A 12,993-nucleotide genomic window follows, 5' to 3' on the forward strand; every position below is an offset into this window, starting at 1 on the left:
CCTTCCTCAGCCTGATCTTGCACCCTTTTACCAGCCCCATCACCCCCAACCTGTCCCGCTCCTTACGGCTCATCTCCAGTATCCCCTCTCTCATTTCCACCCCCTTGTCGGGGGCTATTATAGGGGACATTTCTACTTTGGTAGATAGGGGACATTATCATTTTGGTATGACAGCATTTGTGCATCCCTCCTGGTGTCTTGTCTCGTAAATAGCTGTACAAAGTCGTATCATTGCGAGGAGCGAAGTGACGAAGCAATCTGTTGCAATGCAAGGAGATGAGATTGCTTCGTTTTCGCTCGCGATGACAGACATATGCTAGGAATTTCCGTGACAAGACACTAGCTGCAGACGTCACCGCGCACATATTGCATATGGAGCGGCGATCGAGGATGGCGCATATTTGACAATAACAGAGAGAGTTGATAGAATGTGCCCTTTAATCCGGAGAGCTATGAAGAAGCGCGTGTTCAGTGGCATACAGCCAAGCGGCATTCTGCACCTCGGCAATTACTTGGGTGCGATCAGAAACTGGGTTTCACTTATTGCCGACTATGACTGCATTTTCTGTATTGTCGATATGCACGCAATCACGGTCCCCTATGAGCCAGAGGAGATGCAGGAGAGGATCTTCGACACTGCCGCAGGCTATATTTCCTGCGGTGTCGATCCGGAGAAGTGCACGATCTTCGTGCAGTCTGACGTGCCGGAACACACTGAGCTCATGTGGTATTTCAACACGGTCATCCCGATAGCATACCTAGAGCGCATGACTCAGTTCAAAGATAAATCGGAGCAATTTCACGAGAACATCAACATGGGGCTCCTCGATTACCCCGTGCTCCAGGCTGCGGATATCCTCATCTATAAGGCAGAGCTTGTTCCCGTGGGGGAGGATCAGGCGCAGCATCTGGAACTCACGCGTGATATCGCTCGGAAGTTCAACAATCTCTATGGCAGGACGTTCCCCGAACCCACAACCCACCTCGGCGCGGGGGCGAGAATCCTCGGGCTCGACGGCCAGGCAAAGATGAGCAAGACGATGAACAACTACATCGCCATCACCGAGACGCCGGAGCAGATATGGAAGAAGCTCTCGGTAGCGGTGACCGATCCCTCCCGCAAGCGCCGCGCTGACCGCGGGAATCCGGAGGTATGCAATATCTACAGCCTCCACAAACTCTTTTCAAGCGAAAAGCAGCTATCTGCCGGGGCTGAGGGATGCCGGACCGCCGCGATCGGTTGCCTTGAGTGCAAAAAGATTCTTTCCGAAGCGCTCGCGAGCGAGCTCGCGCCGATCCGGGAACGGTATGAGCAGCTCATGCATAACAAGGCCACGATTTACCGCACACTGGATGAAGGGGCGAAGAGATGCAGGAAGATCGCACAGGCAACGATACGGGAAGTGAAAGAGAAGATGGGGCTCCTGCGCTGACCGGCGCGGGGCGCACTGGTTCCCCAGCCTCCGGCGGCGATGACATACCCACTCGCGCTGGAGAGGCTGGAGATGGCGCCGAGGGTGATGCGGGCGGTGGAGCGGGTGTGGCTGAGATGCCCCTCCACAGTGGATCACCTCGCCCGGGCGGCGGAGCTGAAAGCGAGAAGGCTGCCCATGACCGCATCATTGCAAACATGCGGGATTGCAAGGTCGCGCTCGATATCTTTGAGGGACCCCTGGATCTCCTCCTCTATCTGATACGGAGAGATGAAGTTGATATCTGCGATATCCCGATTATGAAAATCACCGATCAGTATCTCCAGTATCTCGACCTCATGCGGATGCTCGATCTTGATATCGCGAGCGAGTTTCTCGTGATGGCCGCAACCCTTTTGCACATCAAATCACGGATGCTCCTCCCGCCGGAGGAAAGACCCGTGGAAGAGCAGGTGGACGAGGATGAAGATCCCCGGATGGAGCTCGTCAAGCAGCTGCTGGAGTACAAGAGGTTCAAAGAGACTGCGGTATACCTGTCCGAGAAGGAGCTCGGGCAGCAGGCTGTATTCGCGCGCTACATTGACAGGACGTTTCTCCCCGAGCCCACTGACAGCCCGCTCACTGAGGTGAGTATTTTTGACCTGATAAGCGCGTTCTCGGACGTGCTCAAACGCGTCACGGGTGAACCCAGAGAGATCACCGAGGAAATCTACACCGTCACTGACAAAATCGCAGCGATCATGGATTTGCTCAAGATGCGCTCCGTGTTGAAGTTCAGCGAGCTCTTTAAAGATGCCATCATCCGGGCGGAGGTGGTGGTGACATTCCTGGCGCTGCTGGAGTTGATCAGGCTCAAAAAGATCCAGACGCACCAGCCATCCCCGTTCGCGGAGATTGAGATTTGCGCCGCATGACTGCGAATCGGCGAATGGGCGAGCCGGTGATGTTGAAGGAATGAGGGTGTGAAGCGGCGACAGCTAGATCGCCGTCTCGCCGGTTCTCCGGCTTGCTCACTCATCATTGCGGCGCCCTCGAGCATAAATATACACGGGAGTAAATGGTGACTACTGATAATGTAAAATCAATAATCGAGGCACTGCTCTTCGCGGGCAGTGAGCCGCTGAAGCCTGCCGAGATCAGAGAAGCCCTCAACGATACCAGCCAGTTGACCGAAGGCAGAATCAGCGCATTGATCGAAGAGCTCCGGGATGAGTATCTGAACAGTTGCCGGAGCTTCACCATCACCGAGATGGCGGGGGGGTATCGACTGCAGACGCTCCCGGAGTACGCGGGGTGGATAAGCAAGCTGCGCGCCGCGCCCGCACGGAGGAGGCTTTCTGCGCCCGCGCTTGAGACGCTCGCCATCGTCGCCTACCGCCAGCCGATTACAAAAGCTGAAATCGAGGCGATCCGCGGCGTCAATATCGATGGCGTGCTTGAGAACCTTGCTGACAGGGAGCTTATAGAGACGAGGGGCCGCAAGGAGGCGATCGGGAAGCCCCACCTGTACGTGACGACGAGGAAATTTCTTGAGCATTTCGGGTTGAGGGATCTCAAGGATTTGCCTCAAATAGAGGAACTGAAGCGAGCGGCGGCGGAGCAGGCACCCGTTGCTGCGCCTAAGCCGGCGCCCCCGGTTGTTGAGCAGAAGCCGTTGGCCTAATTGCGAAACGGCGACTGGGCGAATGGGGGGCAAATCAATCGCCGGCTCACCGACTCGCCGGCGCGGATGATATGATTGCTGTCTCGCATATATAAAAGGTGGAGGGCGAGATGAAGATTGACGATCTGAGAAATAAGATAGACCGCATCGATCGCAAACTGGTTGACCTCATCAATGAACGGACCTCATATGCCGTAAAGATCGGGAAGATCAAGAGAGAGACGCGGCGAGGGGTCTATTCTCCGGAGAGAGAGAAGGCGGTTTATAAAAGGCTGTCCAAAATCAGCCGGGGGCCGCTGCCGCTCGAATCACTCCGTGCAATCTATCGGGAAATTATGTCCGCGGCGATGGCGCTTGAGAAGAAGCTCGTAATCGCCTACCTGGGGCCAGAGGCGACATTCACACACGTTGCCGCCCGCAGGAAGTTTGGGAGCTCGGTGAGGTACGCTGCCATGGAGGGTATTACCGACATCTTTTCAAACGTCGAGCGGGGGAGCGTGGATTACGGAGTCGTCCCCATTGAGAATTCTATTGAGGGAGCAGTCACGCACACGCTCGATATGTTCATTGACTCGAGGGTGAAGATCTGCGCGGAAATTTATCTCGATATCTCTCATTGCCTGCTCGCCAACTGTCCGGCGCCAAGGATCAGGAGGGTGTATTCAAAATCGGAGGTTTTCGGTCAATGCCGCACCTGGCTGAGGAGCACGATACCCACCGCTGAACTCGTCGAGGTGTCCTCGACTGCGCGTGCCGCAGAGCTGGCAGCGCAGGAGAAGCATGCGGCGGCGATCGCGAGCGAGCTTGCCGCGGAGATCTACGGGGTAAAGGTGCTGGAGAGGGGCATCGAGGACAGCGGCAGAAATGAGACGCGGTTTCTCGTCATCGGAACCAGTTCTGCGGGTCCGAGCGGCGATGATAAGACCTCCACCATAGTATCCATAGCTGACCGGGTAGGGGCCCTGTACCGGATGCTCTATCCGTTCAAGAAGCACGGGATCAATCTGACCAAGATCGAGTCCCGTCCGTCAAAGAAGAAGGCATGGGAGTATTACTTCTTCATCGATTTCATCGGGCACATCAACGACGGGAATGTCGTGAAGGCATTAAAAGAGCTTCAGAAGCAATGCCTTTTCGTGGAACACCTGGGATCGTATCCCCGAGCCCGGTAAAGACATAGTTGGAGTAACACCTGATTGACCTGATTATTCTAAAAGAGCAGGTTAATCAGAGTAATCAGGTGCCGAACATTCCTATGATCATTGTGCTGAAGCCAGGAGCTACTCAGGAGCAAACAGACCGTCTCATCGCGAAAGTTCACGCGCTCGGGCTCAAGACAATGGTTTCGAGGGGCGTTGAGCGGACGATTATCGGCGTGATCGGTGAGGAGGATATCGTGCGCATCACGCCGCTGGAGGCATTCCCGGGCGTTGAAAAAATGATGCCGGTGCTGAAGCCCTACAAGCTCGTGAGCCGCGAGTTCAAGCCTGAGTCCGGCGTAATCGCGGTCGGGAACGTGAGAATCGGGGGACGCGTGATCCAGATTGCCGCCGGGCCGTGCGCGGTGGAAAATCGCGATATGCTTTATCAAACGGCTGAGCTCGTCAAGTCTGCTGGCGCGCGCATGATCCGCGGCGGTGCGTTCAAACCGCGGACTTCCCCGTACAGTTTCCAGGGCCTCGGGGAGGAGGGCCTCCGCTATCTCAAGGAGGTGAGCGAGGCGACAGGGATGCCGGTGATTACGGAGTGCATGGATACCAGGGATATCCCGCTCGTGGAGAAATATGCCGATATCATTCAGGTCGGCGCGCGCAACATGCAGAACTTCACCCTCCTCAAGGAGTTAGGCCAGGCGAAGAAACCGATCCTCCTGAAAAGGGGGATGATGTCCACGGTGAAGGAGCTGCTCATGTCGGCGGAGTATATACTGTCGCAAGGCAATTTCAACGTCATCCTCTGCGAGCGAGGGATCCGCACCTTTGAGGATGCGACTCGCAATACGCTTGATTTGAGCGCCGTGCCTCTGGTCAAACGGTTGAGTCACCTGCCGGTATTTGTGGACCCGAGCCACGCGACGGGCAAACGGGAATTGATCCAGCCGATGGCGATGGCGGCAGTTGCCGCGGGGGCTGACGGCCTTATGATAGAGGTTCATCCGAGGCCTGAGGAGGCCCTCTCTGACGGCGAGCAGTCGCTTACCCCTGAAGAGTTCTCGAGGATGGTCGCAGCGCTGAAACCTGTGGCGGCAGCGGTGGGACGTGCAATCTAGCTATAAGCGGTAAGCGTTAAGCCATAAGATGTAATGCATTTGCTTACAGCTTATAGCTTACGGCTTACAACTTCTTTTGGGAGGTTAACATGATTGGCAAGGCGATTCGGTTGGAGCGGATAATCAACAGGAAGAGCAGGCGGACAGTCATCGTTCCGATGGATCATGGGATGACCATGGGACCGATCCCCGGCATCACGGACATCAAGGCCACCATAGACAAAGTGGTCGACGGCGGAGCCAATGCCATTATCCTGCACAAGGGGATGGTGGAGGCGGGGCACAGGGGCGGCGGGAAGGATGTGGGCTTGATCATTCACCTGTCGGCATCCACATCCCTGAGCCCGTATCCGAACACAAAGGTGCTGGTGTGCACCGTCGAGGAGGCGCTGTTCCTGGGGGCGGACGCGGTGAGCATCCACCTCAATCTCGGCGACGTTATGGATACCGCCATGATACGCGATGCCGGTGAAGTTTCGAAGGCATGCCGTCGGTGGGGCATGCCGCTTGTCGCCATGATGTATACGCGGGGCGAAAAAATCAAGAACCAGTTCGATGTGAAATACGTGAAGCACGCCGCACGGGTCGGGGCAGAACTCGGGGCCGATATCGTGAAGGTGAATTACACCGGTAGCCCAGAAACGTTCAGGGAGGTTGTTGAGGGATGTCCTGTCCCGGTGGTGATCGCCGGGGGAGAGAAGGTTGAGACTGACAGGGACGTGCTCCAGATGGTGGATGGCGCGCTCAAGGCAGGAGCGGCAGGCGTCTCCATAGGGAGGAACGCATTCCAGCACACGGACCCGATCAGGGTGGTCCAGGCCATTTGCAGGATGACGCACGACAGGTGGGATATGCAGCGTGCGCTGGAATTTCTAAAGAAATAAAATGCGCAACGTTTACCACAGATGAGCACAGATAAAGGAACTTTTTAAAAAGCAGGAACAGGATACACGCAGATTCACGCAGATACCGGATGCGAAGTTCTAAACGAAAAACAATCAACGAGAAACCGTAGTTCACATCTGTGTTCATCCGTGTGTATCTGTGTATATCTGTGGTTAAAATGTAAAGGTTGTTATGAAAAAGATCTGGGTCAAGGCGATACCGTGGGATACATCGATCGTCACCATGGCGCTTGAGAGCGGCGCCGATGCGGTGGTGGTCGAGGAGGGGAAGACCGCTCACGTCAGGAAACTTGGGAAGATCAAAACGGTCGCCCCGGACGGCGACTTCAGAATGGGAGAAGATGTGGTTGAACTGGAAATCAACAGCAAGGCCGACGAGGAGAATGCGCTGCGCCTGAGCAGAAACAAAACTGTGGTAGTCCGCTGCCGGGATTGGAAAATCATCCCCCTGGAAAACCTTGTTGCGCAGACGAGCGGGTTGTTTGCGGCAGTGGGAAGTTGTGAAGAGGCCAGAACGGCGTTACGGATACTCGAGAAGGGCGTTGCGGGCGTGGTGCTTGATACCAGAGACATCGCTGAAATAAGGAAAACAATTGATGCAGTCACGCAGTCCTCTGAGCGGGTGAAGCTGTGTACTGCGCGGGTCACGCAGGTCAGGCAGTTGGGAATGGGAGATCGCGTGTGCATCGATACATGCACCAGCATGACCATGGGTGAGGGGATGCTCGTCGGTAATTCAAGCGCCGCGCTCTTCCTCGTACACGCGGAGAGCGTGGAAAATCCCTATGTCGCGCCACGCCCATTCAGGGTGAACGCGGGTGGAATCCATGCCTACACGCTGCTCGCGGGGGGGAAGACGAAGTACCTCTCTGAATTGAAGACAGGGGACGAGGCGCTCATCGTCAGGCACGAAGGCGCCACGCACCCTGCGATAGTCGGACGGGTAAAAATCGAGAAACGCCCCATGCTGCTCGTGGAGGCGGAGGCCGGCGGGAAGACTGTCTCGCTGATCCTCCAGAACGCGGAGACCATCCGCCTCGTGAGGCCTGACGGCACGCCGGTGTCAGTGGTTGAACTGGAGAAGGGGAGCGAGGTTCTTGCATGCCTGGAAGAGGCGGGACGGCATTTTGGGGTGAAGGTGGAAGAGACGATAACTGAAAAATAAATCCCAAATCCAAAATCCCAAATCCCAAAACAGAGCTTTTGAGGGATGGGGTACGGGACTTGAAGCGCGGAATCATGAATTTGGGATTTTGGATTTGGGATTTACGATGCCTCTGGTTAACAAGCTTTGCATAGTCGGCCTCGGCCTTATCGGAGGCTCGATCGGGCTGGCAGTCAGGAAGAAGCGTCTGGCCCGCCGGGTCTACGGCCTCGTCCGCAGGAAGGAATCCATCAAGGAGGCGAAGCGACTCGGCGTGGTGGATGTTGCCACGATGGATGGTGCAGAGGCAGTTTCAGAAGCGGATCTGATTATTATTGCGACCCCGCTCGGCGTCGTGGAGCGGATTGCGATCACAATCAGACCGTTCCTGTCAGAGGGGTGCATCATCACCGATGTGGGGAGCAGCAAGCGATGCATCGTCAGTTCGATGGAGAAGATATGTCATCCCAGGGCGCGTTTCGTCGGGGCGCACCCCATCGCGGGCTCAGAGCAGAGCGGGATGCGCGCGGCCCGGGACGATCTTTTCGCAGGGACCCCATGTATTCTCACCCCCACACGGGAGACAGATAGAGCGGCGCTCAAGAAGGTGCGCGAGCTCTGGGAGAGCCTCGGATCGAGCGTGCGCCTCACGAGTCCGAATGACCATGATAAAATTGTCGCAGCAATCAGTCACCTCCCGCACATACTGGCAGCGACACTCGTCAACTATCTCACCCGCATGCCGGGTGGGGCGCAAAAATTTCTCCCTTTTGCGGGGACCGGATTCAAGGACGCCACGCGTATCGCGTCGAGCCCTTCAGATATATGGGTGGATATCTGTCTCGCAAACAGGGACGAGATCCTTCGTGCATTGAAGGTCCACCAAGCTGAGTTGGCTTCGATGGAAAAGGCGCTCAAGAAAGGCGATGCGGCTCGGCTAAAAGATATTCTCCTTCGCGCGAATAGATTACGTAAAAAAATCGGTGCGTGCTAACCAGCGCTTCCCTAGAAGTTAGCCTCGCAAATTGAAATTGACCCGCCGAAGAAGAGTTGCTATAGTGCCACAATGCCACACGGCAGGGGAATTGCCTGCCCGGCATATACTCGCAGTAAATACCTGTGAAGGAGGTAGGAGCGTAATGACGTTGGACGATCACTTGGACGCTTCTCTGCTGGACAAGGGGAGAGAGGAGAGGCAGAGGAAAGAAGAGCAGCGCGCTGAGATGCGCAAGCTCTACGAAGAATCCTTCAAGGATATCCACGTAGGGAAAGTCGTTGAGGGAACGGTTATTGCGGTCGGGAAGGATCATGTCCTGGTTGACATCGGGTACAAGTCCGAAGGCGCTATCCCCAGTAACGAGTTCCCGGATAAAGCGGCTATAAAAGTGGGGGATAAGATTCAAGTGTTTCTGGAATCCAAGGAGGATCAGGATGGCGTGGTGGTGCTCTCCAAGCTCAAGGCCGATAGGATGAGCCACTGGGAAGAGACCATGAGCCTGTGCAAAGAGGGCAAGGTTGTCATGGGTAAGGTGATGAGGAAGGTCAAGGGCGGGCTCATGGTGGATATCGGCCTGGAAGCGTTTTTGCCCGCCTCACATATCGGCCTCCGGCATGTGAAAAATCTGGACAGCTTGCTCGGGAAGGATTTCGAGTTCAAGGTAATCAAAATCAATCCGGAGAGGCGGAATGTTGTTCTCTCGAGGCGAGTGCTTCTGGAGGAAGAGCGGAAAAAACAGAGAGAGAAAGTCCTCGCCACGATAAAAGTGGGCGATCTAATGACGGGAATGGTAAAAAACATTACCGATTTTGGAGCCTTTATAGACCTGAACGGTATTGATGGCCTCCTCCACGTCACTGATATGAGCTGGGGCCGCGTGAGCCATCCGTCAGAAGTTTTGGCGGTTGGGGATAAGATCAAGGTGCAAGTGCTGGATTTCGATAAGGAGAGGGAGAGGATTTCGCTGGGCTTGAAACAGCTGGCGCCCAACCCATGGGACACCATAGAAGAGCGATATCCCGTCGGCGCGAAGGTGAAGGGCCGCGTGGTAAATATTGTCCAGTATGGGGTTTTTATCGAGCTCGAGAAGGGGATTGAGGGGCTCGTGCACATCTCTGAGCTTTCATGGACGCGCAAGATCAATCATCCCTCCGAGGTTCTCGGCATCGGTGATGTGGTGGAGGCAATGGTCCTCAGCATCGACAAGGAAGCGCAGAAAATTTCACTCGGGATGAGGCAGATCGAAACCAATCCCTGGATGCTCGTGGGCGAAAAGTATCCGGTGGATACGGTTATCAAGGGGAAGATACGCAACATCGTGCCCTACGGTGCGTTCGTCGAGCTCGAAGACGGGATCGAGGGGCTCATCCATATCTCTGACATCTCGTGGACGAGGAAGCTCAATCACCCATCCGAGCTCATCAAACGGGGAGAGCTGGTGGAGGCGAAGGTGCTCTCCGTGGACCAGGAGAATAAGAAGATCGCGCTCGGCCTCAAGCAGCTCCACCCCAACCCGTGGGACGATATTGACAGGAGATACCATGTCGGGGACACCGTCTCGGGGAAAGTGAGCAATATTACAGGTTTTGGTCTGTTCGTTGAGCTCGGGGACGGCATCGAGGGGCTGGTGCACATATCTCAGATTGATAAGAAATCCGATGAGGATATCAAGGCGAGCTACAAGACGGGCGATCAGGTTACGGCAAAGATATTGCGTATTGATCCCGATGAACGCAAAATCGGTCTGAGCATCAAGGACTATCTCGCTCACCGCGATCATGAAGAGAGCCCGGTTGCTCGAGGTGATACGCATGCGGCGAAACCCCAGGATTCAGTAGATAATCCCGTATTGGCAGAAGATATAGACCTTTCGGGTATTCGTAAAGAGGAAGCTGATCGGGAAAAGTCCTGACCGCTATCGAGTGAGTGCACAGCACTGACTACTCCCCAGTTCTATTCTTGCGATTCACCACCTGAACTATGCGCACGTGCGACACTGAGGATACACAGATCTCCTTGATCATGAGAGCGGCAGTTTCACTCCAAACGGAGGGAGAGCTGCGCGATCGACTCCGTGAGAAGAGGTCTCTCAGGGTTAAGCTGGGCGCTGATCCCAGTGCCCCTGATATCCACCTCGGGCATATAGTCGTCCTCAGCAAGCTCAAAATATTTCAGGACCTCGGGCATGAGGTCATCTTTATCATCGGTGATTTTACCGCGCGGATTGGAGACCCGAGCGGCAGGTCTAAAACCAGACGGCAGCTCTCAAGAGAAGACGTGGCGCGGAACGCCGAGACGTATACGAAACAGGTATTCAAGATACTTGACCCCAAAAAGACTACGGTAGTGTTCAACAGCGAGTGGCTGGACCGGCTGACCTTTGAGGATATTGTGCGGCTCTCCTCCGAGGTGACGGTCGCGCAGTTGCTGCAGCGGGAGGATTATGCGAAGCGTTACGCGGGCGGCGTCCCGATCTCCCTGCACGAGTTCCTCTATCCCCTCGCACAGGCATTTGACTCGATCCATATCAAGGCTGATGTAGAAATAGGAGGGACGGATCAGACTTTCAACCTCCTGCTGGGGAGGGAGCTCCAGAAATCGTACGGTCAGAAGCCTCAGGTGATTATGACCATGCCGCTCCTTGAAGGCCTCGACGGGGTCGAGAAAATGAGCAAGAGCCTCGGCAATCATATAGGGATCACCGAGCCGCCGTTTGAGATATTCGGAAAAATTATGAGCTTATCTGACGATCTCATGCCACGTTATTTTGAACTCCTGACCGATTTCGATTATAAAAAGCTGCAGAAGGAATTGAATCATCCCAAAGCCATCAAGGTGAAGCTGGCGTGGGAACTTGTGAAGAGGTTTCATGGTGAGGAAGCAGCTGACTCGGCGCAGAGAAACTTCGAACAGACGTACGCGAGGAAAGGGATTCCCGAGGATGACGCTTGGGTGCGAGTGTATAAGATTAAACAGGGCACCTATTGGCTTCCGCAGTTGCTCAAAGAAAGTGAACTCGCAGAGAGCACGTCCGAAGCACGTCGCCTGATCAAACAGGGAGCTGTCAGTATCGATTCTGTAAAAATTACTGATGATCACGCGAGAATCGAATTCACTGCAACACAGCCGCCGCAGATCATAAAGGTGGGGAAAAAAAAGTTTTCCCGAATAGTTGTTGCGTAGCCGATATTGGTCAGAATGTCATAACTTATTGCAATACAGCTTAATGCAATGACCTCTAAAAGCAGAGAAAAAGTCTTCTAAAAGGAAAATTGATGTTGACAAGTTTTATGTCAGGTGCTATCATAGTGAAAATGAGAAGAGCCCTCCGAGCGTAGGAGAGGGATCAATGTCCGACAGCTCTTAGGACAATATAGTGTGGGGTTAGATAATTCGATGGATATGACATCCTCGGATGTCATTTTTTTGTCAGTGTGCGATAAGACTATGCACTTTCAACTTTTGGCTTCAGGCTGTAGTTCCGTTCTTTGAAAACTGGATAGTGCAATGCGCCGGAAGTTGAGCCAACGTCAAGCAAGTCCCGGCGAGCCCGGAGTGATCCGGGTGGACTGGGATGTCACAATCTCTCTACGGAGAGTTTGATCCTGGCTCAGAACGAACGCTGGCGGCGTGGATTAGGCATGCAAGTCGAACGATCCCGAGCAATCGGGATAGTGGCGAAAGGGTGAGTAACACGTGGGTAATTTGCCCCCGAGACGGGGATAACCTCGCGAAAGCGGGGCTAATACCGGATAACGCCATTCCCCCGCATGAGGGAATGGCCAAAGGATCTCGCAAGAGTTCCACTCGAGGATGAGCCCGCGTCCTATTAGCTTGTTGGCGGGGTAATGGCCCACCAAGGCGATGATGGGTAGCCGGCCTGAGAGGGTGGCCGGTCACATTGGGACTGAGACACTGCCCAGACTCCTACGGGAGGCTGCAGTCGAGAATCTTCCGCAATGGGCGAAAGCCTGACGGAGCGACGCCGCGTGGAGGATGAAGGCCTTCGGGTCGTAAACTCCTGTCAGTCCGGAAGAAGATCTGTCCCGTTTAGCGGGATAGATTGACGGTACGGGCAGAGGAAGCTCCGGCTAACTCCGTGCCAGCAGCCGCGGTAATACGGAGGGAGCGAGCGTTGTTCGGAATCATTGGGCGTAAAGGGCATGTAGGCGGCTTTGTAAGTCGGGTGTGAAATCCCACTCCTCAATAGTGGAATGGCATTTGAAACTGCAAGGCTTGAGTTCGGGGGAAGAGAGCGGAATTCTCGGTGTAGCGGTGAAATGCGTAGATATCGAGAAGAACACCGGTGGCGTAGGCGGCTTTCTATCCCGAAACTGACGCTGAGATGCGAAAGCCAGGGGAGCGAACGGGATTAGATACCCCGGTAGTCCTGGCCATAAACGATGTGCACCTGGTGTTGGGCCGCGAGGCTCAGTGCCGAAGCTAACGCATTAAGTGCACCGCCTGGGGAGTACGACCGCAAGGTTGAAACTCAAAGGAATTGACGGGGGCCCGCACAAGCGGTGGAGCATGTGGCTTAATTCGACGCAACGCGAAGAACCTTACCGGGGCTTGACATGCA

At 54.9% G+C, this 12,993-nt stretch carries 10 protein-coding genes and 1 rRNA gene; all 11 read left to right on the forward strand.

Annotated features, from left to right (window positions below; all coding sequences use genetic code 11):
- Nucleotides 1-452 precede the first annotated feature (452 nt).
- On the forward strand, nt 453-1,433 hold the full coding sequence (trpS, locus tag NTX71_04710; GenBank protein ID MCX6339204.1) for a tryptophan--tRNA ligase: 981 nt from the start codon (nt 453-455) through the stop codon (nt 1,431-1,433).
- Entirely contained in the window at nt 1,370-2,347 is a 978-nt protein-coding gene (locus NTX71_04715) for a segregation/condensation protein A (GenBank protein ID MCX6339205.1), read from the forward strand. The genes trpS and NTX71_04715 overlap by 64 nt, the downstream gene beginning before the upstream one ends.
- A gap of 143 nt (nt 2,348-2,490) precedes the next feature.
- Nucleotides 2,491-3,096, forward strand: a complete 606-nt coding sequence (scpB, locus tag NTX71_04720) for an SMC-Scp complex subunit ScpB (GenBank protein MCX6339206.1) — start codon at nt 2,491-2,493, stop codon at nt 3,094-3,096.
- A 110-nt stretch (nt 3,097-3,206) separates the two neighbouring features.
- A complete protein-coding gene (gene pheA / locus NTX71_04725) occupies nt 3,207-4,268 on the forward strand; it encodes a prephenate dehydratase (GenBank protein ID MCX6339207.1) in 1,062 nt (353 codons plus the stop codon).
- Nucleotides 4,269-4,351: 83 nt separating this feature from the next.
- Nucleotides 4,352-5,365, forward strand: coding sequence for a 3-deoxy-7-phosphoheptulonate synthase (aroF, locus tag NTX71_04730; protein ID MCX6339208.1), 1,014 nt, complete (start codon nt 4,352-4,354; stop codon nt 5,363-5,365).
- A gap of 89 nt (nt 5,366-5,454) precedes the next feature.
- On the forward strand, nt 5,455-6,249 hold the full coding sequence (locus NTX71_04735) for a 2-amino-3,7-dideoxy-D-threo-hept-6-ulosonate synthase (protein ID MCX6339209.1): 795 nt from the start codon (nt 5,455-5,457) through the stop codon (nt 6,247-6,249).
- Between the two features lie 193 nt (nt 6,250-6,442).
- Complete coding sequence (locus tag NTX71_04740; protein MCX6339210.1) at nt 6,443-7,435, forward strand: 3-dehydroquinate synthase II; 993 nt, start codon at nt 6,443-6,445, stop codon at nt 7,433-7,435.
- 106 nt (nt 7,436-7,541) lie between these two features.
- Nucleotides 7,542-8,408 carry a prephenate dehydrogenase/arogenate dehydrogenase family protein gene (locus NTX71_04745; GenBank protein ID MCX6339211.1) on the forward strand — a complete coding sequence of 289 codons (867 nt, stop codon included), beginning with the start codon at nt 7,542-7,544 and terminating at the stop codon, nt 8,406-8,408.
- 145 nt (nt 8,409-8,553) lie between these two features.
- Nucleotides 8,554-10,323, forward strand: coding sequence for a 30S ribosomal protein S1 (locus tag NTX71_04750; GenBank protein MCX6339212.1), 1,770 nt, complete (start codon nt 8,554-8,556; stop codon nt 10,321-10,323).
- Between the two features lie 110 nt (nt 10,324-10,433).
- On the forward strand, nt 10,434-11,594 hold the full coding sequence (gene tyrS / locus NTX71_04755) for a tyrosine--tRNA ligase (protein ID MCX6339213.1): 1,161 nt from the start codon (nt 10,434-10,436) through the stop codon (nt 11,592-11,594).
- Between the two features lie 404 nt (nt 11,595-11,998).
- Nucleotides 11,999-12,993: ribosomal RNA gene (locus NTX71_04760) — 16S ribosomal RNA — on the forward strand; the annotation flags it as partial.

Source organism: Candidatus Auribacterota bacterium, from assembly GCA_026392035.1.
Classification (GTDB): domain Bacteria; phylum Auribacterota; class Tritonobacteria; order UBA1439; family UBA1439; genus JAPLCX01.

Bases quoted from the DNA above. Each gene is read 5' to 3' on its own strand.
- trpS (MCX6339204.1), top strand. From the start codon at position 453: ATGAAGAAGCGCGTGTTCAGTGGCATACAGCCAAGCGGCATTCTGCAC.
- NTX71_04715 (MCX6339205.1), top strand. From the start codon at position 1,370: ATGCAGGAAGATCGCACAGGCAACGATACGGGAAGTGAAAGAGAAGAT.
- scpB (MCX6339206.1), top strand. From the start codon at position 2,491: ATGGTGACTACTGATAATGTAAAATCAATAATCGAGGCACTGCTCTTC.
- pheA (MCX6339207.1), top strand. From the start codon at position 3,207: ATGAAGATTGACGATCTGAGAAATAAGATAGACCGCATCGATCGCAAA.
- aroF (MCX6339208.1), top strand. From the start codon at position 4,352: ATGATCATTGTGCTGAAGCCAGGAGCTACTCAGGAGCAAACAGACCGT.
- NTX71_04735 (MCX6339209.1), top strand. From the start codon at position 5,455: ATGATTGGCAAGGCGATTCGGTTGGAGCGGATAATCAACAGGAAGAGC.
- NTX71_04740 (MCX6339210.1), top strand. From the start codon at position 6,443: ATGAAAAAGATCTGGGTCAAGGCGATACCGTGGGATACATCGATCGTC.
- NTX71_04745 (MCX6339211.1), top strand. From the start codon at position 7,542: ATGCCTCTGGTTAACAAGCTTTGCATAGTCGGCCTCGGCCTTATCGGA.
- NTX71_04750 (MCX6339212.1), top strand. From the start codon at position 8,554: ATGACGTTGGACGATCACTTGGACGCTTCTCTGCTGGACAAGGGGAGA.
- tyrS (MCX6339213.1), top strand. From the start codon at position 10,434: ATGAGAGCGGCAGTTTCACTCCAAACGGAGGGAGAGCTGCGCGATCGA.